Source organism: Clostridium sp. DL1XJH146 (assembly GCF_054819755.1).
The window spans coordinates 17,080-44,008 of the sequence record NZ_JBTVVN010000021.1 but is presented as its reverse complement, the minus strand read 5'-3'; the positions used below and the strand labels follow the sequence as shown (position 1 = coordinate 44,008).

General features: G+C 30.2%; 16 protein-coding genes. 12 read left to right on the top strand and 4 right to left on the bottom strand.

All coding sequences use genetic code 11. The features are described from left to right. Positions 1–17: 17 nt before the first annotated feature. The 3 genes from ACVHXK_RS11355 (at position 18) to ACVHXK_RS11345 (ending at position 5,164) form a co-directional block, all read left to right on the top strand. Positions 18–929 (top strand): SPFH domain-containing protein, encoded by a 912-nt coding sequence (locus tag ACVHXK_RS11355; protein ID WP_461206513.1) that lies wholly within the window; start codon positions 18–20, stop codon positions 927–929. Between the two features lie 535 nt (positions 930–1,464). Next, entirely contained in the window at positions 1,465–2,670 is a 1,206-nt protein-coding gene (locus tag ACVHXK_RS11350; protein WP_461206512.1) for a glycosyltransferase family 4 protein, read from the top strand. Between the two features lie 28 nt (positions 2,671–2,698). Continuing rightward, positions 2,699–5,164 (top strand): sugar phosphate nucleotidyltransferase, encoded by a 2,466-nt coding sequence (locus ACVHXK_RS11345; protein WP_461206511.1) that lies wholly within the window; start codon positions 2,699–2,701, stop codon positions 5,162–5,164. Positions 5,165–5,173: 9 nt separating this feature from the next. On the opposite strand, the gene ACVHXK_RS11340 is transcribed toward ACVHXK_RS11345, so the two are convergent. After that, positions 5,174–5,419, bottom strand: a complete 246-nt coding sequence (locus ACVHXK_RS11340) for an AbrB/MazE/SpoVT family DNA-binding domain-containing protein (protein ID WP_461206510.1) — start codon at positions 5,417–5,419, stop codon at positions 5,174–5,176. 315 nt (positions 5,420–5,734) lie between these two features. Here ACVHXK_RS11340 and ACVHXK_RS11335 point away from each other — a divergent pair, with 315 nt between their 5' ends. The 5 genes from ACVHXK_RS11335 to ACVHXK_RS11315 all read left to right on the top strand — a co-directional run bounded on the left by ACVHXK_RS11335 (position 5,735) and on the right by ACVHXK_RS11315 (position 15,667). Further along, a complete protein-coding gene (locus tag ACVHXK_RS11335; RefSeq protein WP_461206509.1) occupies positions 5,735–6,751 on the top strand; it encodes a hypothetical protein in 1,017 nt (338 codons plus the stop codon). A 13-nt stretch (positions 6,752–6,764) separates the two neighbouring features. Continuing rightward, positions 6,765–7,187, top strand: a complete 423-nt coding sequence (locus ACVHXK_RS11330) for a SoxR reducing system RseC family protein (protein ID WP_461206508.1) — start codon at positions 6,765–6,767, stop codon at positions 7,185–7,187. Positions 7,188–7,199: 12 nt separating this feature from the next. Next, the gene (locus tag ACVHXK_RS11325) at positions 7,200–8,360 is read left to right on the top strand and encodes an iron-containing alcohol dehydrogenase (RefSeq protein ID WP_461206507.1); all 1,161 of its coding nucleotides are present in this window, start codon (positions 7,200–7,202) and stop codon (positions 8,358–8,360) included. A gap of 274 nt (positions 8,361–8,634) precedes the next feature. Continuing rightward, positions 8,635–12,930 (top strand): acyl-CoA dehydratase activase-related protein, encoded by a 4,296-nt coding sequence (locus ACVHXK_RS11320; protein ID WP_461206506.1) that lies wholly within the window; start codon positions 8,635–8,637, stop codon positions 12,928–12,930. 181 nt (positions 12,931–13,111) lie between these two features. After that, a complete protein-coding gene (locus ACVHXK_RS11315) occupies positions 13,112–15,667 on the top strand; it encodes an ABC transporter substrate binding protein (protein ID WP_461206505.1) in 2,556 nt (851 codons plus the stop codon). Between the two features lie 91 nt (positions 15,668–15,758). Here the strand turns inward: ACVHXK_RS11315 and ptsP are convergent, their stop codons facing one another. Then, positions 15,759–17,390 (bottom strand): phosphoenolpyruvate--protein phosphotransferase, encoded by a 1,632-nt coding sequence (gene ptsP, locus ACVHXK_RS11310; protein ID WP_461206504.1) that lies wholly within the window; start codon positions 17,388–17,390, stop codon positions 15,759–15,761. Positions 17,391–17,749: 359 nt separating this feature from the next. Between ptsP and ACVHXK_RS11305 the strand changes: the two genes are divergently transcribed. From ACVHXK_RS11305 to ACVHXK_RS11290, 4 genes are all read left to right on the top strand, one after another. Continuing rightward, positions 17,750–19,753 carry a sigma 54-interacting transcriptional regulator gene (locus ACVHXK_RS11305; RefSeq protein WP_461206503.1) on the top strand — a complete coding sequence of 668 codons (2,004 nt, stop codon included), beginning with the start codon at positions 17,750–17,752 and terminating at the stop codon, positions 19,751–19,753. Positions 19,754–20,331: 578 nt separating this feature from the next. Next, positions 20,332–21,417, top strand: a complete 1,086-nt coding sequence (locus tag ACVHXK_RS11300; RefSeq protein ID WP_461206502.1) for a PfkB family carbohydrate kinase — start codon at positions 20,332–20,334, stop codon at positions 21,415–21,417. A 2-nt stretch (positions 21,418–21,419) separates the two neighbouring features. Continuing rightward, positions 21,420–22,340: a pseudouridine-5'-phosphate glycosidase gene (locus ACVHXK_RS11295; RefSeq protein ID WP_461206501.1), complete on the top strand. Its 921-nt coding sequence runs from the start codon at positions 21,420–21,422 to the stop codon at positions 22,338–22,340. Positions 22,341–22,663: 323 nt separating this feature from the next. After that, entirely contained in the window at positions 22,664–23,158 is a 495-nt protein-coding gene (locus ACVHXK_RS11290; protein WP_461206500.1) for a hypothetical protein, read from the top strand. Between the two features lie 112 nt (positions 23,159–23,270). Here the strand turns inward: ACVHXK_RS11290 and ACVHXK_RS11285 are convergent, their stop codons facing one another. Both ACVHXK_RS11285 and ACVHXK_RS11280 read right to left on the bottom strand, forming a co-directional pair. Next, positions 23,271–25,004, bottom strand: coding sequence for an NADH-dependent [FeFe] hydrogenase, group A6 (locus ACVHXK_RS11285; RefSeq protein ID WP_461206499.1), 1,734 nt, complete (start codon positions 25,002–25,004; stop codon positions 23,271–23,273). A gap of 21 nt (positions 25,005–25,025) precedes the next feature. Continuing rightward, positions 25,026–26,921 carry an NADH-ubiquinone oxidoreductase-F iron-sulfur binding region domain-containing protein gene (locus tag ACVHXK_RS11280; RefSeq protein WP_461206498.1) on the bottom strand — a complete coding sequence of 632 codons (1,896 nt, stop codon included), beginning with the start codon at positions 26,919–26,921 and terminating at the stop codon, positions 25,026–25,028. Between the last annotated feature and the right edge of the window lie 8 nt (positions 26,922–26,929).

The window sequence follows — 26,929 nt, the reverse complement described above, 5'->3', positions numbered from 1 at the left end:
TTTAAGGAGGATATATTATGGGTAACATTTTTATTGGCATTTTGATAATACTTATTTTAGTTTCATTTGTTTCTTCTATTAAGATAGTTCACACAGGGCAAGTTTTTATCGTAGAGAGGTTTGGTCAATATCATAGGACATTAGAACCAGGGTGGCATTTAACTCTTCCATTCTTTGATTTTGTAAGAAGGAAAATATCTACAAAGCAACAAATTTTAGATATTCAACCACAAAGTGTTATTACATTAGACAATGTTAAAATATCTATTGATAACGTAATTTTCTACAAAGTAATAGTTCCTAAAGATGCTGTTTACAATATTGAGGATTATAAATCAGGTATTGTTTATTCAACAATAACTAATATGAGAAATATTGTTGGTGAAATGACATTAGACCAAGTATTATCAGGAAGAGATAGAATAAATTCAAAATTACTAGAAATAATTGACCAAATAACGGATGCATATGGTATTAAAATACTTTCAGTTGAAATTAAGAATATTAATCCACCAGTTGAAATTCAACAAGCAATGGAAAAACAAATGAAAGCAGAAAGAAATAAGCGTGCATTTATTTTAGAAGCAGAAGGTGCTAGACAAAGTGAAATAGAAAAAGCTGAAGGTGAAAAGCGAGCTAGAATTCTTGAAGCAGAAGGATTAAAAGAAGCTCAATTACTTGAAGCAGAAGGTAAAGCTAAAGCTATTGAAATAGTTGCACTAGCGGATGCACAAGCAATTAGAAATGTTAATAGTGCTATTATTGAATCAGGTACAAATGAAACAGTAATTGCCTTAAAACAAGTAGAGGCTCTTAAAGAAATGGCAAATGGACCAGCTAACAAACTTATACTTCCAAATGAAACATTATCTTCACTTGGTTCTATAGCAGCTATTGGAGATCTTCTTAAAGGTGAATTTAAGAAATAGGAAACAAGACATAATGCATATTAAATTCGAATGAACAATGCACATTAAATTCGAATGCACAATTCACATTAAATTCGAATGCACAATGCACAATGCACAATGCACAATTAAGGATGATTCTCCTCATTCTTCGGAGAATCTTTAATTAATAAAAAGACCTTTAAAGAATGAGAAAATCATCTTATACAAAGACTGTTTTGAATGGAAAGTAATTTCTGTTTTGAACGGTCTTTTTTATTATATAGGATGATTTTGCTATGCAAAATCTTTTAATCAATTATAAAATAAAGATTTTCTGACCAAAGGGAAGAAAATCATCCACAATTGCAAATTGCAAATTGCAAATTGCAAATTATCTTTCAAAAAGAATTGTGCATTAATATTTTTTAAAATATAGTATTTGTTTGTGAAAAATAAGTGTTATATTGTAATAATATAAAGAGTTTTGAGTAAAGAAAGTTATTTCCATAATAAAGAAAATAACTTATAATTATAAGTATACAAAAGTTTAATAGAGTTAGTGGGGGAAAAAATAATGAAAATTTTAATGCTATCATGGGAATATCCACCTAAAAATGTAGGGGGATTATCAAATCATGTTTATTATTTGGCACATCAATTAGCATATAAGGGAAATGAGGTTCATGTAATAACTTGTATCGAAGGTTCTGCTCCTTTAGATGAATATGACAATGGAGTTTATGTTCATAGAGTAGTGCCTTATAAAATAGAAACTAATAACTTTGTTCATTGGGTACAACATTTGAATTTTGCCATGATTGAAGAAGCAATATACTTGATTAAAAGATTTGGTAGAATGGATGTTATACATGTACATGATTGGCTAACAGCTTTTGCCGGAAAGACTTTGAAATATTCATATAGAATACCTATGGTTAGTACTATTCATGCTACTGAATATGGGAGAAACAATGGAATAAGAACAGAAATGCAAAAGTATATTTCTTCTGTTGAAGAATTGTTAACAAATGAATCTTGGAAAGTTATTGTTTGTAGTAATTATATGAAAACTCAAGTGAATCAATTATTTTCGACTTTGTGGGAAAAAATATGCGTTATACCAAATGGAGTAAAGGCTGAAAGTTTTGATATTATCTTTGATAAAATTGACTTTAGAAGGAATTATGCACAGGATAATGAAAAATTAATATTTTATATAGGGAGACATGTTTATGAAAAGGGAATAGACATTTTAATAAATGCTTCACCAGGAATAATAGAAGGATATAATGATGTTAAATTTGTTATATCTGGAGTTGGACCTTTAACTAATGAATTAAGAGATAAGGTTAGAGCTTTAGGCTTAGAGAATAGAATTATTTTTACTGGATATATGGATGAAATTGTTAAAAATAAAATTTATAAAGTTGCTGATGTGGCAATATTTCCTTCAAGATATGAACCTTTTGGAATTGTAGCTCTTGAAGCTATGGCAGCGGGATGTCCTGTCCTGGTATCAGATGTAGGGGGCTTTTCAGAGATTATAGAAAACAGAAGCTCTGGTTTAACTTTTATAGCAGGAAATCAATACAGTTTAAAAGATAATGCCATACAATTATTAAAAGATAAGGATTTATCTGAAAGATTAACTATTAATGCAAAAAAATTAGTAAATGACAAATACACATGGGATAAAGTTGCTGAGATGACGTCGGTTATGTATAGACAGGTGTTAGAAGAGGCTGATGGGAGTGAATGGGACGTTGAAAATCAAAGATAAGAAATAAGAAATCTAGAGAGGTGATTTGTTGAAAGCTATTATTATGGCAGGAGGAAAGGGTAATAGACTAAGACCACTTACTTGTAATATACCAAAACCAATGATGCCTATATTAGGTAAACCAATAATGGAATATACTATAAAATTATTGAAGAAACATAATATTAAAGAAATTGGAGTTACACTTCAGTATTTGCCAGATGAAGTGATTAATTATTTTGGTGATGGCAAAGATTTTGGGGTAAACATTTCATATTTTGTAGAAGAGAAACCACTTGGAACAGCAGGGAGCGTAAAGAATGCAGAAGTTTTTCTAGATGATACATTTATTGTAATTAGTGGAGATTCATTAACAGATATGGATTTAACAGCTGCATTAGAGTATCATAAAGAAAAAAAATCTACTGCTACAATTGTATTAAAAGAGGTAGCCGTACCTTTAGAATATGGAGTTGTGGTTACTGAAAGAGATGGTAGAATAAATGAGTTTTTAGAGAAACCGAGCTGGAGTGAAGTTTTTAGTGATAATGTTAATACAGGAATATATATTTTAGAACCAGAGATCTTTAATTATTATGAAAAAGAGCAAAAATTTGATTTTAGTAATGACTTATTCCCAATTTTATTAAATAATAGTGAACCTATTTTTGGGTATATGACAAAAAAATATTGGTGTGATATTGGAAATATAGAGCAATACTCTAAGTGTCAAATTGATGTTTTAAAAGGAATAATTGAAGTAGAAATTAATGGAGTTAAGATTAAAGAAGGTATTTGGATAGGTGACAATTGTGAGGTCGATGAAAGAGTAAAATTAACGCCACCAGTCTTTATTGGAGACAATACTAAGATATATGAAGGAGCTGAAATAGGTCCATATTCTATTATTGGTAGAAATAATATAATATCAAATGGAAGTACTATAAAAAGAAGTATAATTATGGATTTTTGTTATATTGGAGATAATGCGGAAATAAGAGGTGCGGTTCTTAGCAAAAGTGTACAATTAGAGTCAAGGGCTTCTGTTTTTGAACAGGCCTCAATAGGTGATGAAACAATTGTAGGGTCACGATCTATTGTTAAGCCCGGAGTGAAAATTTGGCCAAATAAGGTAATTGAAGATAGCACCGTAGTAAAGGCAAATGTTATTTGGGGAGGAAAATTTTCAAAATCTTTGTTTAGTAAGAATAAAGTAACCGGTGAAATAAATGTTGATATTACTCCAGAATTTGTGTGTAAGCTAGGTTCGGCATATGGAGCGCTGTTAAAGTATGGAGCAAGGGTTGCTATAAGTTGTTCCGATGATGGTGCAGCTCAAATGCTTAAATATTCATTAGCTACTGGTTTGTTATCAATTGGAGCAGAGGTCTATGATTTGAAGAGAGTTACTACATCGATGGCTAGATTTGCTTCAGTTTTCTTTGGCGTTGATGGCTCGATACATGTATATTCTGATAAAGAGGAAAAACAAAATGTTACTATAGTTTTTATGGATAACAATGGTATAGATATTAATAAAATTATGCAAAGAAAAATAGAAAATAATTTTACAAGAGAAGATTTTAGAAGAGTTAAAAGTGATGAATTTAAACAGATCATTCATTTTTCTGATATGCAAGAATTTTATATAAGATCCTTGATTAACAAATTGTCCATAGATAAAATAAGAAAACTTAGATACAGAATCGTTTTAAGTGCAAGAAATCCTTTGCTAAGTTTGACTGTCCATAAAATTCTTAGTGAAATAAATATAAATGTTAAAATGTATAATAATTATAAGGATTTATATGGATTGAGCAAAGAAGTCGTGGAATGTGGAGCAGATTTAGGAATATTTATAAGAGACGAAGGTGAAGACGCTGTTATTGTTGACCAAAAGGGTAGAATAATAAAAGATGATATGTATGATGCACTTAAATATTTTATAATGCTTAAATCATCTAGGTTAAAAACATTAGTAGTACCAGTAACGGCATCAGAAATAACAGAAACTGTTGCAAAAATTTGCGATACTAAATTTATTAGATCAAAAATATCATTAAAAGAGATTGCAGAAGTTTATTTAAAAAATGAGCCAATGCTTACAGAAAATGAAGTGATGAATTCTTATTTGCTTTCATTAGACGCTATTCATACTTTAGCATTACTTATAAATTTTATGGCTACCTTAAATACAAATGTGGAAGAAATAATCAGTAAATTCCCTAAATATTTCAATAAAAAGTTAAAAATATGCTGTCCATGGAATTTAAAAGGCAAAGTTATGAGAAATATAATAGAAGAAAATCCATCAAAATCTATTGAATTGATTGAAGGGGTGAAACTCAATTATGAGGATGCTTGGGCATTAATTCTTCCTGATGCAGATGAGCCTTACTGTAGGCTTTATGCTGAAGCTAAAAATATTTCTGATGTAGAAAAGCTTAGTTACGAACTTGCTAAAAGAATAGAAGATTTGGTAAGTGCAGATATTGTTGAAGAAAGCACCTCGTAAGAGGTGCTTCTATAGGTCTTCTTTAATTTTCACAAGACAATTTTCACAAATGTTTTTACCTTTGAAATGAATAATATCTTTAGCATCACCACAGAAGATACATGAAGGGTTGTACTTCATTAATATAATTTGATCCCCATCAACATATATAGCTAATGGATCTTTGATATTAATATCAAGTGTTCTTCTTAACTCGATAGGTATAACGATTCTTCCAAGTTCGTCAACTTTTCTAACTATTCCTGTAGATTTCATATCAACCATCCTCCTAAACAAAATTCGACTTAACTCATTTATATTTTAGCAATACTAACATAAAAAGTCAATATTTTTTTAATTACTGCAATATATATTAATTTAATACTTAAATATTTCTGGGAAAATTATATTTTGTTTTTTTAAAAGATTAAATGTAGATTATTCATTATATTGTGTATTTTATGTTTTTTATTTTTAAAATCATTTTTTTTAATGTATAATATATGTGCAGAGCAATTTCAGGTATGTGTGTAAACAATATCATTTAATGCAGATGACAAATTATTAAAAGTAAAGAAAGGATGATAAACTATGGCAAAAAAAGAGAATTTCTTTAAAATGGAACTAGTATACAATATTGAAAGAAGTCAGTGGATAAGAACAGTACTAAAGAGGTATTATAGTAGATTGGCTAATAAAATTATTGGTCCTGTATTTGTTATGTTAGGTATAGTGGTGCTTACAATGAGTCAAGTTTTAGGGATTCTTTTGGCAGCGGCGGGGATAATATATACAATTGCACCTTATGTAATGATATTAAAGAATTTTAAGAAAATTAAAGATAGTAAAGTTATTATTTCTTTATTTGACGATAGATTGGCATTTAATTATGGTAATAATATGAAGCAAAATATACCGTTATATTCAATTGCAGCTATAGAAGAAGATGAGTATATTGTTAGAATAAAACCTTTTTCAGGGGATAATAAATTTACTTCTGAAGAAGTGATTCCTAAAGAAAGTATTGAAAAAGGTAATATAGACAGTTTTATTAGGACATTGAGAAATAAGATAGATAATTTTCAGAAAGAAAAAGAAGATGTTAAAGAAGATGATTTGTTATTAAAGTATAGTGTAGATAAAATGGATCTTTTAAATTTTGTAAAAGCAGAATATTATTCTGTAAAAAGGTATTTATTTTATGGTGCGGTTTTCTTGATTGTTGGAGGTATTTTTATAAAAGGCTTCTCAGGCTGGGCTAAAATATGGGGAGTATTGTTTTTGGTGTTTGGAATTGCTTATTTTGTATATCCTTATTTAATCTATATTTTTAAAATAAGAAAACTGGAAAAATCAGATATTAGATTCTATAAATTAGGGGACAATAAAACTATAGTTTATGGAAATGATTTTAGAATAACAACAGATAATCAGAAAATAATTCTAATTGATGAGAGCCCAATGTTTTCAAAAATTATTTTGGTTCAGAATAATAATATGATATTATATATACCTAAGGATAAGATTATAGTTGGCTCATATGAAAAATTTAGTGAAATGTACAAAAAAGAAGAAGATAAAAAAAAGAAGGCTAAAAAAAAGAAATAGAAAGGAGATTATAATGTTAGAAACAGGAGTAGTAACGAAGATAGTAAATAAAGAAGCAAGTGTACAATTTATTAGAAAATCAGGATGTGGTGAAAATTGTAATTCTTGTAAAATGGAGTGTAATGCTAATTTTGTTACAGTTGAAGTGAAAAATACTTTGAATGCAAAAGTTGGAGATAATGTAAAGGTGGAAATGAAGAATAGCTCCTTCAATAAAATGATGTTTTTTGCTTATGGACTTCCTTTAATAATGTTAGTTATAGGTAGCGTAATCGGATATTCTGTTTTTAAATCTTTAGGTAATGTAAATTACGAATTGTATGCCTTTATTATAGGAATGGCTTTTTTTGGTGTTTCTTATATAATCCTTAATAAGTTTAATAAAAAAGTTAAAAATAATGATGAATATGGTGTTATTATGAAAGAAATAATGTAGGAGGATGATTTTTTGAAAAATTTTAATTATTCAATTCCAACAGAAGCTTTTTTTGGAGAAGGACAGGTAGAAGTATTACCAGAAAAAATAAAAAAATATGGTTCTAAAGTTTTATTAGTTTATGGTGGAGGAAGTATAAAAAAGATAGGCTTATACTCAAAAATAGTAAAACTTTTTGAAGATAATAATATATATTTTGAGGAATTAAGTGGGGTTAAAGCTAATCCCTTAGTTTCAAAAGTAGAAGAAGGAATAAGAATTGTAAGGGAGAAAAAACTTGATTTTATCTTAGCTGTTGGTGGAGGCTCTGTAATCGATAGTTCTAAACTTATTGCAGCGGGTAATTATTATGAGGGAAGCCCTTGGGATTTTTGTATAGGGAAGGCCATCATTGAAAAAGCATTGCCTGTAGGAGTAGTTCTTACACTTGCAGCTACAGGAACTGAAATGAATGGAAATGCTGTGCTTAGTAAAGAAGATGAAAAAAGAAAGCTTCCTGCAAAAAGCCCTTTGATTAAACCTAAATTTGCTGTTTTAGATCCTACTTTGACATACAGTGTGTCTAAATATCAAACAGCAGCTGGTACAATTGATATAATAAGTCATGTATTTGAGCAATATTTTAGTCCAACTAAAGGTACTTACCTTCAAGATAGAATGGCTGAAGCGATTATTAAAACATGTATTCATTATGCTCCAATAGCTTTGAATGAACAGGATAATTATGAAGCAAGAGCGAATTTGATGTGGTCTTCTACATTGGCGTTAAATGAATTATTATCTTATGGTAAAATTACAGATTGGGCTGTTCATAGTATAGAACATGAAATAAGTGGAGAATATGATATTACTCATGGGGTAGGACTTGCAATATTGATACCAAATTGGATGGAATATGTATTAGGTTATAACACAATAGATAAATTTTATGAGTATGCTGTCAATGTATGGGGAATATCTTATGAAGATAAATACAAAGCAGCAAATGAAGCTATTGCTAAAACTAGAGAATTCTTTGTATCTTTAGGGGTAGAGAAAAATTTAAAAGAGTTAGGAATAGATGATTCGGAGTTTGAAAAAATAGCTCGAAATGCGGTTGATTATAGACAGGTAGGAAATTTTGTTGTATTAGATAAAAAAGATATTGTTGAGATTTTGAAAAAATCCTTATAAGCATACTATATTTGCAATTTTTGATTAAGGTAAGAAAATCAACATCAATTGCAAATTATATAAAGGATAATTAAAAAAAGATAACTATAAAAGAAATTTTTTAGCATAGGCTAGAAAATTTCTTTTTTGTTGTAATTGAAAATGATTACTTTGAAATAATTAATGAATTTTTAATAATATAACACTAAAAAAGTGATATAATTGTTGAGTAGATTATTATGGAAATTATGTATATATAATACCGGAGGTGAAAACAGCTTAGGCTGTAATAAGTATGAACAAAAATTATAAAATGGGCCTTGATGTTGGTTCTACCACAGTAAAACTTATAGTATTAAATAGTAATAATAATATGGTATTTAGTTCTTATAAAAGACATTTTTCTGATATTAAAAAAACTATTATAGATTTAATAACAGAAGTAGCCGTAAAATTTAAAGGATATCAAGTTACAATATGTGTAACAGGCTCTGGAGGATTATCTCTTGCAAAGTGGTTGGAAGTTAAGTTTGAACAGGAGGTAATTGCGTGTTCAAAAACTGTTGAAGATATGATTCCAGAAACAGATGTTGCTATAGAGCTTGGTGGTGAAGATGCAAAGATTACATTCTTTGGAGAAAGTATAGAACAAAGAATGAATGGTACATGTGCAGGTGGAACTGGTGCTTTTATAGATCAGATGGCTGTTTTGCTACAAACGGATGCGCAGGGCTTAAATGAACTTGCTAAAAATAAAAAAGTAATTTATCCTATAGCATCGAGATGTGGAGTGTTTGCAAAAACAGATGTGCAACCATTGTTAAATGAAGGAGCATCTAAGGAAGATATAGCAGCGTCTATTTTTCAAGCAGTAGTCAATCAAACTATTAGTGGGCTTGCTTGTGGTAAGCAAATAAGAGGAAATATAGCCTTTTTAGGAGGACCACTTTCTTTTTTATCCGAATTAAGGCTTAGATTTAAAGAAACATTGAAGTTAGAAAATTCACAAATTATTTTTCCAAAGGATGCTAAATTATTTGTAGCAATAGGTGCAGCTCTATTATCTGAAGAAGAGAACCCTATATATTTTGAAGAACTTTTCGATAGAATTATCAATATAAAAAATCAAAAAAGTAATGAAGTTCAAAGATTAAGACCATTGTTTAAAGATGAAAAAGAATATGATGATTTTACAAATAGACATAATCAAAATAGGGTTAAAAGAGGAAGCTTAGAAGAATATAATGGGAATGCATATTTAGGAATTGATGCGGGTTCTACAACAACTAAGATTGCATTAATTGGTGAGGAAGGAGAGCTTTTATATTCATATTATGGCAGTAATGAAGGAAGTCCTTTAAAAGTAGTTATAAAAGTACTTAAGGAATTGTATTTGAAATTACCTAAAAGAGTAAAAATAGTAAAAACTACAGTTACTGGTTATGGCGAAGGTATAATAAAGACGGCATTAAAAGTAGATGTTGGTGAAATAGAAACAATGGCTCATTATAAAGCAGCAAATTTTTTCTTGCCTGGAGTTGAATCAATATTAGATATTGGTGGACAAGATATGAAGTTTATGAGAGTTAACAATGGTATTATAGAAGATATTTTGTTAAACGAGGCTTGTTCATCAGGATGTGGATCCTTTATAGAAACCTTTGCAAAATCCTTGGATATGTCTACTCCTGAATTTGCAAAAGAAGCTATTTTTTCAAAGGAACCTATTGATTTAGGATCTAGATGTACTGTTTTTATGAATTCAAGAGTTAAGCAAGCTCAAAAAGAAGGAGCAACAGTAGGTGATATTTCATCAGGGCTGTCTTATTCAGTTATAAAAAATGCAATTTATAAAGTAATTAAAATGAGAAAAGCAGATGAGATTGGAAGTAAAGTTATTGTTCAGGGTGGTACTTTTTATAATGATGCCATTTTAAAAAGTTTTGAGCTAATAGCAGATATGGAAGTAATAAGGCCTGATATAGCAGGGCTTATGGGAGCTTTTGGAGCAGCACTTATAAGTAAAGAAAGATATATTGAGGGTGAACAAACTACCATTTTACCATTAGAACAATTGGAGTGTTTTGAAGCAAAAACTACTTTGCAGAGGTGTGGTAAATGTGGTAACAACTGCTTACTTACTATTAATACTTTTAATGATAACAGAAAATTCATTTCTGGTAATAGATGTGAAAGAGGGAAAGGTATTACTAGTGGGAAAAAAGAAATACCTAATCTATTTGATTATAAATATAAAAGAGTATTTGATTATAAGTCAATTGATGAAGATAAAGCAAAACGGGGCAGTGTTGGAATACCTAGAGTTTTAAATATGTATGAAAATTATCCATATTGGCATAGATTTTTTACTGAACTTGGATTTTCTGTTAAGCTGTCTTCGAGGTCATCGAAGGCGATTTATGAGTTAGGCATGGAAACTATTCCTTCTGAATCTGCTTGTTATCCTGCTAAAATAGCACATGGTCATATTATGGACCTTATTAATAAGGGAATAAATTTTATTTTTTATCCATGTGTAGTAGTTGATGAAAAGGAACAAGAGGGAGCAGATAATAAATATTCATGTCCAATTGTTACATCCTATCCAGAAGTAATTAAAAATAATATGGATGTACTTAAAGAAAAAAATATTAAATTTTTAAATCCATTTATACCCATGGATTCAGAAAAAAGACTTGCTAAAAGATTATATCAGGAATTAAAAGTACTCGGAATATCTAAGAAAGAAATTTTTGATGCAGCAAAATTAGCTTGGGATGAAAGAGATAACTTTAAAATTGATATGAGAAATAAAGGCGAAGAGGTACTTAAATATTTAGAGGATGCAGGTAAGAAAGGTATTGTACTAGCAGGACGACCATATCATGTTGATACTGAAATTAATCATGGTATAGCAGACTTAATAACAGAATTTGATATGGCTGTTTTAACTGAAGATTCTATAGCTCATCTAGGGGAAGTTCAAAGACCTCTTAGAATAGTAGATCAATGGGTATATCATTCAAGGTTATATGCAGCAGCGCATTTTGTAGCCCAAAAAGATAATCTTGAACTTGTGCAGTTGAACTCTTTTGGTTGTGGGCTAGATGCCGTAACTACAGATCAAGTACAAGAAATATTAAAAGGTCATGATAAGATATATACAACATTGAAAATAGATGAAGTTAATAATTTAGGTGCGGCTAGAATAAGAGTAAGGTCACTGAAAACAGCTATGGATGAGAGGGAGAAAACTGGATTTCAAAGAGTTAATAGCTATAAGCTCGTAGAAAAAGTACCATTTACAGAAGATATGAAGAAGACTCATACTATATTGGCTCCACAGATGGCACCTATTCATTTTGCACTAGTAAGAGAAGCTTTTAATTCTGAAGGTTATAACTTTGAAATACTTCCTTCAGTTGATTATAAGGCTGTTGAAGAAGGATTGAAATATGTAAATAACGATGCCTGCTATCCTTCTATAATTGTTGTAGGACAAATGATGGAAGCATTAAAATCCGGAAAATATGATTTGAATAATACATCTTTAATAATTACTCAAACAGGTGGAGGATGTAGAGCTACAAATTATATTGGATTTTTAAGAAAAGCATTAAAAGATGCAGGAATGCCTCAAGTACCTGTTATATCTTTAAATGCAGGGGGATTAGAGAGTAATCCAGGATTTAAACTTGATTTAAATATAGCAAAAAAAGGATTACTATCACTATTATTTGGTGATTTATTTATGAGAGTTCTATATCGAGTTAGACCTTATGAACTTGTAGAAGGTTCAGCTAATAAATTATATGATCATTGGATGGAAAAGTGTAAAAAAGTTGTAAGAGAGTGCGATGTAAAAACAGCAAATAAGTATATGAGAGCTATAGTGGATGAGTTTGATAATCTGCCGATATCTAATGTTGTAAAACCTAAAGTAGGAGTAGTAGGGGAAATACTTGTTAAATATCATCCAACGGCAAATAATCAGATTGTTGATGTTTTAGAAAAAGAAGGGGCAGAAGCTGTAGTACCTGATTTAACAGACTTTTTCTTGTATAGTGCATATAATTCAACCTTTAAATATACTAAATTGTCAGGCGGATTAAAATCTAAGCTTACAAGTGATGTAGTTATTGCTTTTATAGAGAGATACAGAAAAGAAATGAAAAAGGCACTTAAAGAAAGTCAAAGATTTAATACATTTGAAACTATTAAGAATTTAGGGAAAGGCGCAGAACCTATACTGTCTTTAGGTAATCAAACAGGGGAAGGTTGGTTTTTAACAGCTGAAATGGTTGAGTTAATTGAGACCGGTGTTAAGAATATTGTTTGCGTACAACCTTTTGCTTGTCTACCTAATCATGTTACAGGAAAAGGTATGATTAAAGAACTTAGAAGAAGGTATAAAAAAGCTAATATTGTAGCTGTTGATTATGATCCGGGTGCATCTGAGGTAAATCAACTTAATAGAATTAAATTAATGCTTTCTGTGGCAAATAAGAATCTTTCAGAAGAAATTATTGAGGAAGAAACTATTAAAGTCACAAATAATAGTAACGAGGAGTTAAATTTATCTACAACATAAAAAATGGAGAAAACTTATATCATTTGAAGAGAGATTTATTTAAATTTCTCTTCATTTTTTACATTGCATTAAGTATATATTTATTTACTAAATAGAAAACATATTTATATGATAATTGTAATAGAATTACATGAAATTTATGTTATAATTTAACTGATTATATATAAATGTAGGTGAAAAAATGAAAAGAAAAGTGAAAATAGCAGTATTGGCATTTGTTGTTTTTATAATTATGAATATTAATTGCCAGTTTGTTTTAGGCTACAATAATTATGTGAAATCTAATAAGAATGTACTTATATTGAGCTCATATCATGAAGGATATAAATGGTCTGATGATATTGTGCAAGGTATTAAAGCTTATTTTGGATCAGAGATAACAGATTTAGATGTTTCTATAGAATACATGGATACCCAAAAAAATAGTAGCAAAGAATACTTAGGCTTATTAAGTGATCTATACATGGAGAAATATAAAAATGCAAATATAGATGTAATTATAAGCTGTGATGATGTGGCATACAATTTTATGAGAGAAAGAGGAGAGAGAATTTTTGGGGATACTCCTTTTGTTTTCTGTGGAGTCAATTATTTTCAGGACTATACGGAAGATACTAAAAGGAATTTTACAGGAATCAAAGAAGAGTTTGATATTAAAGGAACTATAGATCTTGCCCTTAAAATAAATAAAGAAGTAAAAAATGTTTATGTTATAAATGATACTACTGTTACAGGGAAAGCAATCGAAAAGGAATTTGATGATATTAAAAGTTTGTATGAAGATGATATTAATTTTATTTCCATTGGCAATATGAATATAGAAGAAATTTCTCATATTGTATCAAAATTGGACAATGACAGTATTGTGTTGTTTATGATTTATTTTGAAGACGGAGATGGAGAAAAATTTAATTATGATGAGAGCGTAAAAATTATTTCAGAAGCATCGTCAGTACCTATATACGGATTATGGGAATTTTTATTAGGCAATGGTATAGTAGGAGGAAATTTAACTAGTGGATTTTATCAAGGAAGTAAAGCAGCAGTATATGCTGATAGAATTTTAAAAGGGGAGAATCCTTGCAATATTCCTATATCCAGTGGAGAAAGGAGCAACTATAAATTTGATTATGAACAATTAGATAGATTTTCTATTGAAAAAGATATACTTCCTTATTCTAGTATTATTATAAATGAAGAATTTGACGAGAAGAAAAATATACTTGTTTTAAACTCATATCATAGTGATATGACTTGGGTTGAAGGAATTAAAGAAGGTATAGAAAAGATTTTTGATAATGAAGATTTATATGAGCTTACTTACGATTATATGGATACTAAAAGATTTTCAGACCCAATATATATTGAAAAAATAAGTGAATTGCTAGAATACAAATATAATAATAAAAAATATGATATAGTGATTGTTTCGGATGATGACGCATTTGAATTTATTAGCAAATATGGAGAAAGAATTTTTGGATCTACGCCTATAGTATTTTGTGGTATTAACTATTTAAATGAATCAAAAATAGATGAACTAGATAATATAACTGGGGTAGTTGAAAGTATAGATATCGAATCTACAATTGATATTGCTTTAGAGCAGAACAAAAATATATCTAAAATTGTTGTAATAAATGACACATCAGCAACTGGTGAAGCTAATAGAGAGAAATTAGAGGAAGTAATTCCTAAGTATAGTGATAGGGTAGAATTCTTCTGTTATAGTGATATAAATATGAATATGAATAACTTACTAGATAACGTATCAAAACTTGATGAAAATAGTGTGATACTCCTATTATCCTTTAACAGGGACAAATCGAATAATATTTTTGATTATTATAAATCAGGGGAATTGATATCAAGAAGTGCAAATGTACCTGTTTATGTGGTTTGGGATTTTTATTTGGGAAGTGGTGTTTTAGGTGGAAAAACTACAAATGGTAATACACAAGGGGAAAAAGCAGCCCATCTTGCCCTGAAAATTCTAGAGGGTGCATCAGTTGATGGAATAGATGTAATTTATGAAAGTCCAAATGAATACATGTTTGATTATTCTGTTATGAATAGATTTGGTATTGAAGATAATACAATACCAGATGGAAGTGTTTTGATTAATAAAGAAAAGAATTTTTATGAAAAAAATAAAGTTTCTATAATAATATTTATAATTCTATTTATAATTTTGATTGCATTTATTATTGAGGGAAGAATTAAATTGAAATTAAGCAAAATAAGAGAATTGAAAATGGAACAGCATTCATCTATTGATATTTTGACAGGAGCCTACAGTAGGAGAAAAGGATTTGAATTATTAGAGAGAGAAATAAATGAATTTAGAGAAGAAGATAGATTAACTATTTGTTTTATTGATGTAGATAATTTAAAAGAGGTAAATGACAAATTTGGACATGAAGCTGGAGATATACTTTTGAGTAAAACAGTTGAAATTCTTAAAGAAGTTATTAGAGAAAATGATGTTTTAATAAGATTAGGTGGAGATGAGTTTCTTATTATTTTTCCTAATTCTTCTTTAGAATTATGCACTGCACTAATAGCTTCGACTTCAGAAAGTTTAGATAGGAATAATTCTTCTTCAGAAATTAAAATTAGTTTTAGCACTGGATTTGCTAGGTATACTAAAGGGTTAAGTGTTGAAGATTTTGTTAGTATAGCAGATAATGAGATGTATAGAGAAAAACAAAGAAAGAAGTCACAAAAATATCTATAGAAACGAGAATAAAAAGAAGAGCTAACATTATTGTGTAAGCTCTTTTTAAACTTTGTTTCATAAAATTATTTAAGGTCTCCACTCAGTAAAATTAAGAGTTTTTAACGTCATAATTCATAATTATTTCTTTTGCTTTTAGAATTGAAGTAGCACTCATAGAGAACTCATCTAATCCATATTCAACTAATGTAGGGATAACATTTTCATCTCCAGCAGCTTCGCCACACATTCCACACCATTTTCCTTCTGCGTGTGCAGCATCTATAGTCATTTTGATTAATCTTAATACTGCAGGGTGCATTGGGTCATAAAGGTAAGATACCTTTTCATTCATTCTATCAGCGGCTAATGTATATTGAATAAGGTCATTAGTTCCTATAGAGAAGAAATCTACATGTTTTGCTAATTCATCAGCACAAACAGCAGCGGCAGGGATTTCTACCATCATACCAACTTCTAAATTTGCATTGAATTCTTTACCTTCAGCTTTTAATTCATCCATGCATTCACTTAAAACTTCTTTAGCTTGAAGAAATTCACTAAGTGATGAGATCATAGGGAACATTATTTTTAAATTACCAAATTTAGAGGCTCTAAGTAAGGCTCTTAATTGGACTTTGAATATGTCTGTTCTATCAAGACATAATCTTATAGCTCTATAACCTAAGAATGGATTCATTTCTTCAGGCATTTCCAAGTAGGATAGTTGTTTATCGCCACCGATATCTAAAGTCCTTATAACAACAGGTTTTTCACCCATTTTTTCTGTTACATACTTGTAAGCTTTGAATTGTTCTTCCTCTGTAGGCATAGAATCTCTATCCATGTATAGGAATTCTGTTCTAAATAATCCAATACCTTCTCCGCCATTTTCAAGTACTTGGTTAACGTCTTCGGCTTTGCCAATATTACCGGCAACATCTACTTCGCGACCGTCTTTAGTTTTTGTATTGACAGAGATAAGTGTTTTTAGTCTTTCTTTTTCTTTTTCAAATACTTGTATTTTTTCTTCATATTCTTTTATTATATTTTCAGATGGATTTAAAATAACAACACCTTCTGCACCGTCAACAACAACGGTATCGCCATTTTTAGCTACTTCAGTTATGTCTTTTAATCCAACAACAGCAGGTATTTCTAATGTCCTTGCCATAATTGCACTGTGAGAAGTTCTTCCACCGATATTTGTTAAGAAAGCAACTACTTTTGATTTATCTAGCTGGGCAGTATCAGATGGAGTTAGATCGTGTGCAACAACTATTGAATTAGCTTCCATTTCTCCCATTGAATCTACACTGACACCTGCTAAGTTCCTAAGTACTCTAAGCCCAACATCTTTAATGTCAGCGGCTCGCTCTCTCATGTACTCATCATCCATTGATGCAAAAATACTAACATACATTTCTACAACATCATTTAAAGCTTTCTCTGCGTTTAGTGATTCTCCTTCAATCTTAGCAATAATAGCTCCAGATAATTCAGGGTCTGCTAAAACCATTATATGACTTCCAAAAACGGCAGCTTTATCTGCACCAATTTCTTTTTCAGCTTTATTCTTTATTAGTTCTAGTTGAGTTTTAGAATCTTCAAGTGCTTTATCTAATCTAGCTTTTTCACCGTCAATGTCTGAAACCTTAGTATCTGTGATTTTTATTTCCTCGTCAATTTTTAATACAATTTTACCAATTGCATATCCCTTAGAAGCAGCAATTCCGTTTATCATAATAAATTCCTCCATTCGATTATAGTATTTATATAAAAAGTAAAAATTATATGTATTAATGTAGATTAGTCCTAAGTATATTAGAGCAATAATTATGCCAATTATGTAGAAATCAAAAGGTATTACTGATATAATTGACTATACGAGGATTAAGCGTAGAAATAAAAAAATAAATATATTTTATAGTTGATAAAAAGTATCAGAAAAATTATGAGATGCAACATAAATATGAATACGTTTTAATAATAAATGGATTTCAATAGATAAATCTCGCATCTTATTAGGGTTTGAAAATTGCTGATAAAATTTATCAACAATTAAAAACAAATGGATAAATTTTATCAAATAAAGGAGCCACTATGTTTAAGAGAAATATTATAATTAATTTGGAAGATGGAATACATACAAGAATCGCAGCTATGATAGTACAAAAAGCTGATACTATAAAAATGCATAGTGAAGTAGAACTATATATTAGGAAAACTAACTCAGAACCTATTGCAATAAGTATATTAGCTTTAATTTCTTTAAGAATAATGAATGGTGAACAAATTGAAATATCTTGTAGAGAAGATAGTTTAGTTGCAAAAAAAGCAGTTGTTGAATTAGTAGAGTACATTGAAAATGAATTAAATAATAATAAAAATAAAACTAGGATGACAAAGTTGGATGCTATTCTAGAAGAGAATGTTATTGCAAATGAGCAAATAATTCAAAGTATCCCAGTAGGGATAATTGTTATTGATGTAGATGCGAATATTACTTTAATGAATAATTATGGGCTAAATCTTGTAGATAAGGAAAGTGAAGAAGTCATCGGAAAGTATGTAAAGGATATAATTCCAACTTCAGACCTTCCTAACATTTTAATAAATCAAAAAAAGCAGTTTGGAAGTATTCAGCATATAAATGAGCATATAGTAATAGTAAACAGGTCACCAATAATTTCTAATGAAAAAGTAATAGGTTCAGTAGGTATTTTTCAAGATATTTCAGAACTAGTTGGTGTAAAGGAATTAAATGAAAAGTTTAAAAAGATATTAGAAACTACCAATGAATTAATTTGTTTTGTGGATGAGAAAAGAAGAGTAACATACGTAAATCCTGCATATAAAAGATGTTTTAATATAGATGAAAAAGACATTGTAGGTAAGGATTTAGCAGAAATATCTCCAGATGGCATTAGAATGAAGGTATATAATACAAAATTAAAGATTCATAATAAAATCACAGTGGAAAAAGGAATTAAACTTATTTCAAGTGTACATCCTATTTTTATTGAAGGTAAATTTAAAGGGGTTATTTCGATAGGAAAGCCTGTTGATGAAATAAAAGAACTTGTGACTAAATTGGATAAATATGAGGAAGAATTAAACTATTATAAAGGGGAATTAATGAGACAAAATAAGCTTAATAGTTCCTTCTTTAATATAATAGGTAATAGTAGTAGTTTAAAAGATTGTATTGTAATGGCGGATAAAGCATCTAGATTTACTTCAAATGTTTTAATCAGAGGAGAAAGTGGTACAGGGAAAGAACTTATTGCCAAAGCAATTCATAATAGTAGTGAAAGGGTAGAAAAACCTTTTGTTAGAGTTAATTGTGCAGCTATTCCTGAAAATTTAGTTGAAAGTGAATTATTTGGATATAGCAAAGGAGCTTTTACTGGAGCAATAAAGGATAAGCCAGGTAAATTTTCTATCGCAAATGGAGGAACGATTTTTTTAGATGAAATTGGTGATTTACCAAAATCAATGCAAGTAAAACTGCTTAGAGTACTACAAGAGAAAGAATTTGATCCTATAGGAAGTTTGAAAACTGAGAAAGTAGATGTAAGGATAATTACGGCTACAAATAAAAATTTAGAAGATATGATGAAAAAGGAAGAATTCAGAGAAGACCTTTACTATAGATTAAATATTATTAGTATAGTTCTCCCACCTCTTAGAAATAGAAAAGAGGATATTAACATATTAACTGAGCATTTTATTGATAAATTAAGTGATAAAATGGGGCGACATATAGTTGAGATAGAAAATGAAGTGTTGAATTTATTTCAAAAATACGAATGGCCAGGAAATATAAGAGAATTAGAAAACATAATTGAAAGAGCTATAAACATTTGTGATAACGACACTATAACTGCAAAAGATTTACCTATGTATGTAAGTAATGTCAAAGAGAAAAGTTATAATTTAATAAATACTGTCAATGGTGGAGTTGCAACTATGGAAGAATATGAGAAGGAAATAATTAAAGCTGCAATGAAAAAATATGGTAGCTTTAATAAGGCAGGTAAAGCACTTGGACTTACGCATAGAACTGTTTCTCTTAAATGTAAAAAGTATGGGATTGAAAACTAATGAACCTTCTATAAGAAATGCACAATGCACATTATAAAAGAAATGCACAATGCACATTATAAAAGAAATGCACAATGCACATTATAAAAGAAATGCACAATGCACAATGCACAATGCACAATTGTGGTTGATTTTCTTCGTGCCTCAGAAAATCTTTAATTTAATAAAACCATTAAAACCATTAAAACCAATCAAAGCAATTAAACGAATAAATAAATTAGTGAGCTAATGAATTAATGAAGCAGTACAGAAGGAACTAGAAGAGTTAAGAGCCATAAATAAATTAGTGAGCTAATGAATTAATAAGAATGAATTAATAAAGATAGAAAGTTATAAATCAATATGAGAAATATAGAAATAAAGTAATGAAAATAATAAATAAATGGACCCAATAAATAATTAGTTGTTTATTGGGTTTATTTGATTAAAGAAATATTTTAGCTTGCTAAAATATTTCATCATTAATTGTGCATTGTGCATTGTATTTTAAATAAAAGGTGTTGATTAAAATAAAGAAATAGTTTAGAATAGACTTATAAGCAACAATTTACACAACTAAGCAAAAGTTGAGGTGAAAAATGACTAAAAGAGAAGAAGAAGTATTAAAGATTTTAGAAAAGAATCCAATGATATCTCAAAGAGAGCTTGCAGAGAAGCTTAATATAACGAGGTCTTCAGCTGCAGTACATATTACAAATCTTATGAAAAAGGGACTTATTGTTGGCAAAGGTTATATTTTAAAGCAACATGAGTACGTGGTTGTAATAGGTGGAGCAAATGTTGATATACAGGGATTTTCAAATGAAAAATTTATTATGCATGATTCTAATCCAGGTAAAGTTAGGATTTCTTTAGGTGGAGTAGGTAGGAATATTGCTGAAAACATTTCAAGAATAGGTATAGAGACTAAACTTATTACTATACTTGGTGATGATGTATATGGGAAAAAGATTATAGAAGAAGGAAGTTTATGCGGTATTGATTTTTCACATTCTTTAATTTTGAGTGGGGAAAATACATCAAATTATCTTTGTCTAGCAGATGATAAAGGAGAAATGATGGGTGCAATAGCTTCTATGGATATTTTTGATAAGTTAGATAAGCATTATATTAAAGATAAAAAAAGAATTATCAATCATTCTCAACTATGTGTTTTAGATACTAATGTTTCGGAAGAAGTTTTAAGATATTGTACTTCAGAGATTGAAGGAGTGAATTTTTTCTTAGATACAGTGTCTACTACTAAAGCTAAAAAAGTAAAAGATTTTGTTGGTAAATTCCATACTATAAAACCTAATAAATATGAGGTAGAAGTATTAACAGGTATTGAAATAAATAATGATGATGATTTGATGAAGGCTTCTGAATATTTACTTAACAAAGGGGTAAAAAGAGTATTTATATCCCTTGGTGATCAAGGTGGCTTTTATAGAGATGCTAAAAATTATGGTAAGATATTTCCACCAAAAGTAGAAATTCAAAATGTAACAGGTGCAGGAGATGCTTTTCTTGCAGCACTAGCTTACGCACATATTAATGAGTATGATTTAGAAAAAACAGCTAAATTTGCAACATCTGCAGCGGCTTTTGCTGCAACTCATAGAGATACTATTAATCCTAATATTTCTATAGAAAATATTGAAATTTTAGAAAAGGAGATATGATTATGTTAGAAAAATATTTAGATATTAAAGAAGAGGTAATAGAAGCTTTAAAAAATAACAAACCGGTAGTAGCGTTAGAATCAACTATAATTTCACATGGTATGCCATATCCACAAAATGCAGAAACAGCTTTAAAAGTAGAAGAAATTGTAAGGGAAAATGGAGCTGTCCCTGCTACTATAGCTATTATGGATGGGAAATTGAAAGTTGGATTATCAAAAGAAGAAATAGAGTATCTTGGAAGAAAAGGACATGAAGTTATAAAATGTAGTAGAAGAGATATACCATTTATTTTGGCAAAAAAGGTTGATGGGGCGACAACGGTAGCATCTACTATGATAATAGCGGCTTTGGCAGGGGTTAAAGTTTTTGCAACAGGGGGAATTGGTGGAGTTCATAGAGGAGCACAAGAAACTTTTGATATTTCAGCAGATTTGGAAGAACTAGCTAGAACAAATGTTGCAGTAATTTGTGCAGGGGCAAAATCAATTCTTGATATAGGACTTACACTTGAGTACTTAGAAACTAAAGGAGTTCCTGTTGTAGGTTATAAAACAGATGAACTCCCAGCTTTTTATACTAGAAAAAGTGGTTTTGGAGTCGATTATAGAGTGGATTCACCTAAAGAATTAGCAGCTGCACTAAAAGCAAAGTGGGACATAGGTTTAAATGGAGGAATGGTTGTTGCAAATCCAGTACAAGAAGAGTATCAAATGGATTATGATATAATTACTAATGCAATAGAAGAGGCGTTAAAACAAGCTTCAGAAAAAGGTATAAAAGGAAAAGAGTCAACACCATTTTTATTAGCTAAGGTTAAAGAACTTACTGGTGGAGATAGTTTAGAATCAAATATTAAACTGGTTTATAATAATGCTGAAGTAGCTTCGAAGGTTGCTGTACAATTATCTTTGATGCACTAGTATAAACAATTTGCTAAAGTATAGTCAAATGTTTTTAAAATAGATATTTCATTACCATTAGAGGGTAAGGGGAAGCCCTTACTTTTTCTTATATAGAAAATATACTGGTGCTATTTATGCATAAAAAAATATATATTGGCAAATAATATTAATATTAGATACTATTTAGATTAAATGGTAGACAAATTATTCAGATATTTTGCATAAAATTTTGTATAATTAAAATTTAAGTGTATAATTAAAGTAGGGTTAATTATATTTAGAGAAAAATGACAGCCTAGGGGTGAAATTCAGAATATTACGAAAATAAGGGTTGTGATGAGATGAATAACAGAAGTGTAACAGAAAGAGAAGCCATTGAAGCAGTACTTGCAAAAAGGAAGATAGAAGGTAATGTGAATATTAAGCTTAAAAAGGTTTATACTGCTTTGAAGTTAAGTGTACCTGAGCAAATAAGGAATAATTGTACTTTCCATTCTTATTTGAATAACAGAGAAGGCAATATCAAGATGAAAATTCATAATTATAGAGCTTTTTTGCTTCCTTTTGAAAAAAATACTGTGCAGTTAATTTATCCAGTTGATAAAATTGATACACTAAATGATATAATTACCCAAAGTAGGATAGATGAATTGACTGGTTTCTGTAAATTTAGTACTTTTCCTTGCTATGTTTTATATCTTAAGCTTGATGAAATAATGAAATTCACGCAATTACATTGGGAATGTTATAGCGAAGCGTGTGTTTTAGCTGCGAAGGCAAAAAAGACTAAAAACGTAGTTGGTAGTGTGAATGTTGATTGGGATGAGCAATTTTAATCGGTAAATTATAATTAATGAAGATTTTTTATAATTGTGAATTGTGCATTGTGCATTTGAACTTAAAATATATTGAGCATTAAAAAACACAGCCGAAGGCTGTGTTTTTTAATTATCTTTTAATGTAATGAGTGTGAAGCAATTGGTGAGCTTTCTCACCATAAGGTTCACCAAGGAACTCTTTATATAATGTTTCTATATATGGATTATCATGAGATTTTCTTAAGGCTTTTTGTTCATCTTCTCTATATATAGCTTCAATTCTCTTAGCAATAATATCTGAGCTACCGTGAGAGTATGGTTGACCTCCACCAGCTACACAGCCACCAGGGCATGCCATGATTTCAATCATGTGATAATTGGCTTCGCCTGAACGTATTTTTTCTAATAGTTTCCTTGCATTCCCAAGACCATTAGCAATAGCAACATTTACAGTTGTTTCTCCTATCTGAATAGAAGATTCTTTAATTCCATCCATACCTCTTATAGATCTGAATTCTAAACCGTGTACATGCTCCTTTGTTACCCATTCATAGGCTGTTCTTAAAGCTGCTTCGGCAACACCACCAGTTACACCGAAGATTGTAGCTGCACCAGTAGATTCACCTAGAGGAGCGTCGAAGTCTTCATCTTGTAATGAAGTGAAATGAATACCAGCTTCTTTAATCATTGTAGATAATTCTCTAGTTGATATAACTATATCAACATCTCTAACTCCATTTTTTGACATTTCAGGTCTTGCTGCTTCATATTTTTTAGCTAGGCAAGGCATTACTGAAACTACAATAAGATTTGAAGGATCAACATTCATTTTAGCAGCATAATAACTTTTAGCTATAGCGCCGAACATTTGTTGAGGCGATTTACAAGTAGATGGTATATCTAATAAATCAGGGAAGTCATGCTCAAAGAATTTAACCCAACCAGGACAACAGCTTGTTAATATTGGTAATTTACCACCGTGTTGTAATCTGTGTAGGAATTCTGAAGCTTCTTCCATAATAGTCAAGTCAGCTGCAAAATCTGTATCAAATACACTATCGAAGCCTAATTTTCTTAAAGATGCAACCATTTTACCCGTTACAAGAGTTCCTGGTTCTAGACCAAATTCTTCACCTAAAGCAGCTCTTATAGCTGGAGCTGTTTGAACAATAACTATTTTCTCAGGATCATTTATTACATCCCAAACTTGTCGTACATAACTAACTTCAGTTAATGCACCTGTAGGACACACAGCAACACATTGACCGCAGAAAGTACAGTTTGTTTCCATCATTGGAGCATGGAAAGCAGGAGCTATTGTTGTATCAAATCCTCTGTTTATAGCAGATAGAACACCAACAGTTTGAACTTCGTTACAAGCAGTTTCGCATCTTCTACAAAGTATACATTTATCAAAATCTCTAATTATAGAGAAAGACGTATTATCTTTTGGAGTGTTTCTCTTTTTACCTTTGTATTTTATTTCTCTTATACCAAGGTCAGAAGCTATTTTTTGGAGCTCACAATTTAAGTTTTTATCACATATTAAACAATCTTGTGGATGGTCAGAAAGAAGTAATTCTACAATAGTTCTTCTAGCTTTGATTGCTCTTATAGAATTTGTCTTTACAACCATGCCATTTGCTACTGGAGTACAGCAAGATGGGGCAAGATTTCTTCTGCCTTCAACTTCAACAACACATACTCTACAAGAACCAGGATGGTTTGTAGTTTTTCCATCAGCTACTTTGAAGTGACATAAAGTAGGAATGTCTATGTTAAGTTTTTCAGCAGCTTCTAAAATAGTAGTACCTTCTCCAACTTGAATTTTTCTATCATTTATAGTTAAAGTTACTAAACTCAATTTTTTACACCTCTCTTTTGATTACTTTTTAATGATTGCATCAACTGGACAAGCTTCTTGGCAAGCACCACATTTAATACATTTGTCTTGATCAATGACATGTTTTTGTTTTACGCTACCAGAGATACAGCTAACAGGACATTGTCTAGCACATTTAGTACAACCAATACATTTATCTGTAATTTGATATTTTAGTAATGCAGTACAAACTCCTGCAGGACATATTTTTTCATTGACATGTGCTTCGTACTCATCCTTGAAGAAATGAAGGGTACTAAGTATTGGATTTGGAGCAGTTTGCCCAAGACCACATAAAGACGTATCTTTAATTGTATCACCAAGCTCTTTTAAATCTATAAGGTCTTGTGGAGTACCTTTACCTTGGGTTATTTTTTCAAGAATTTCATACAATCTTCTATTACCGATTCTACAAGGAGTACATTTACCACAAGATTCTTCTACAGTAAATTCTAAATAGAATTTAGCTATATCAACCATACAGTTATCTTCGTCCATAACAATCATACCACCAGAACCCATCATAGAGCCGATAGATGTTAGTGATTCGTAATCAATTGGAGTATCAAGTAGTGATGCAGGAATACATCCTCCAGAAGGACCACCAGTTTGAACAGCTTTATATTTACGGCCATTTTTAATTCCACCACCGATTTCATAGATGATTTCTCTTAAAGAAATGCCCATAGGAACTTCAACAAGACCTACATTGTTGATTTTTCCAGCTAAAGCAAAAACTTTAGTTCCTCTGCATTTTTCAGTTCCGATTGAAGTAAACCATTCAAGACCCCCGTTAATTATAGCAGGTATATTTGCAAGTGTCTCAACGTTATTAACACATGTTGGTTTATCCCATAGACCTGATTGAGCAGGGAATGGTGGCTTGTAAGTTGGCTCACCACGTTCACCCTCAATAGAGTGAATTAGGGCAGTTTCTTCACCACAAACAAAAGCACCAGCACCATATTTTATAGCTATTTCAAAATTAAAACCAGAACCTAATATATCTTCACCAAGCATTCCATATTCATGTGCTTGAGCAATCGCTATTCTTAATCTTTGTATAGCCAAAGGATATTCAGCTCTTATGTAAATAAATCCTTTAGTTGCACCAATAGCGTAACCAGCGATGGCCATAGCTTCTAGTACGCTGTGGGGGTCACCTTCAAGTATAGATCTATCCATAAATGCACCTGGATCACCTTCGTCAGCATTACAAATAATATATTTCTGATTAGCATCGTAAAGTCTAGCGAATCCCCATTTTCTACCTGTAGGGAAACCACCGCCACCTCTACCTCTTAAACCTGAATCTGTAATAAATTTAACTATTTCATCAGGAGTCATTTCACTTAATACTTTACCTAAGGCAAGGTAACCTTTTGAAGCAAAACATTCTTCTATTTTTTCAGGATTTATTAAACCACAGTTCCTTAAAGCAATTCTAATTTGTTTCTTATAGAAAGACATTTCATCTTGTCTTTTTACTTTTTCTTTAATAGTTGGTTCTTCATAAAGAAGTCTTTCAACAACTCTACCATTTAACAATTGCTCTTTAGCAATTTCTTCAGCATCGTCAGGTGTTACATGAACGTAAAATACGTTATCAGGTAATACTTTGACAATAGGTCCTTTTTCACAGAAACCAAAACATCCAGTTATTTCTATCTTTACGTCATCTGATAAGCCTAATTTTTCTACTTCAGCTTGTAAATTTTCAAGAATTTGGTCACTCATTGCAGATTTACAACCAGTACCACCACAAACAAGTACTTCTCTTTTACATTTCTTGTTTTCAAATGTCAATTCATCAGAGTGAGAAGCTTCTCTTAAGCTTAAAAGTTCTTTAGAATTTTCATGTAAAGATAATAATTCTTCATAAGACTTAATTTTATTCAATGTACTTA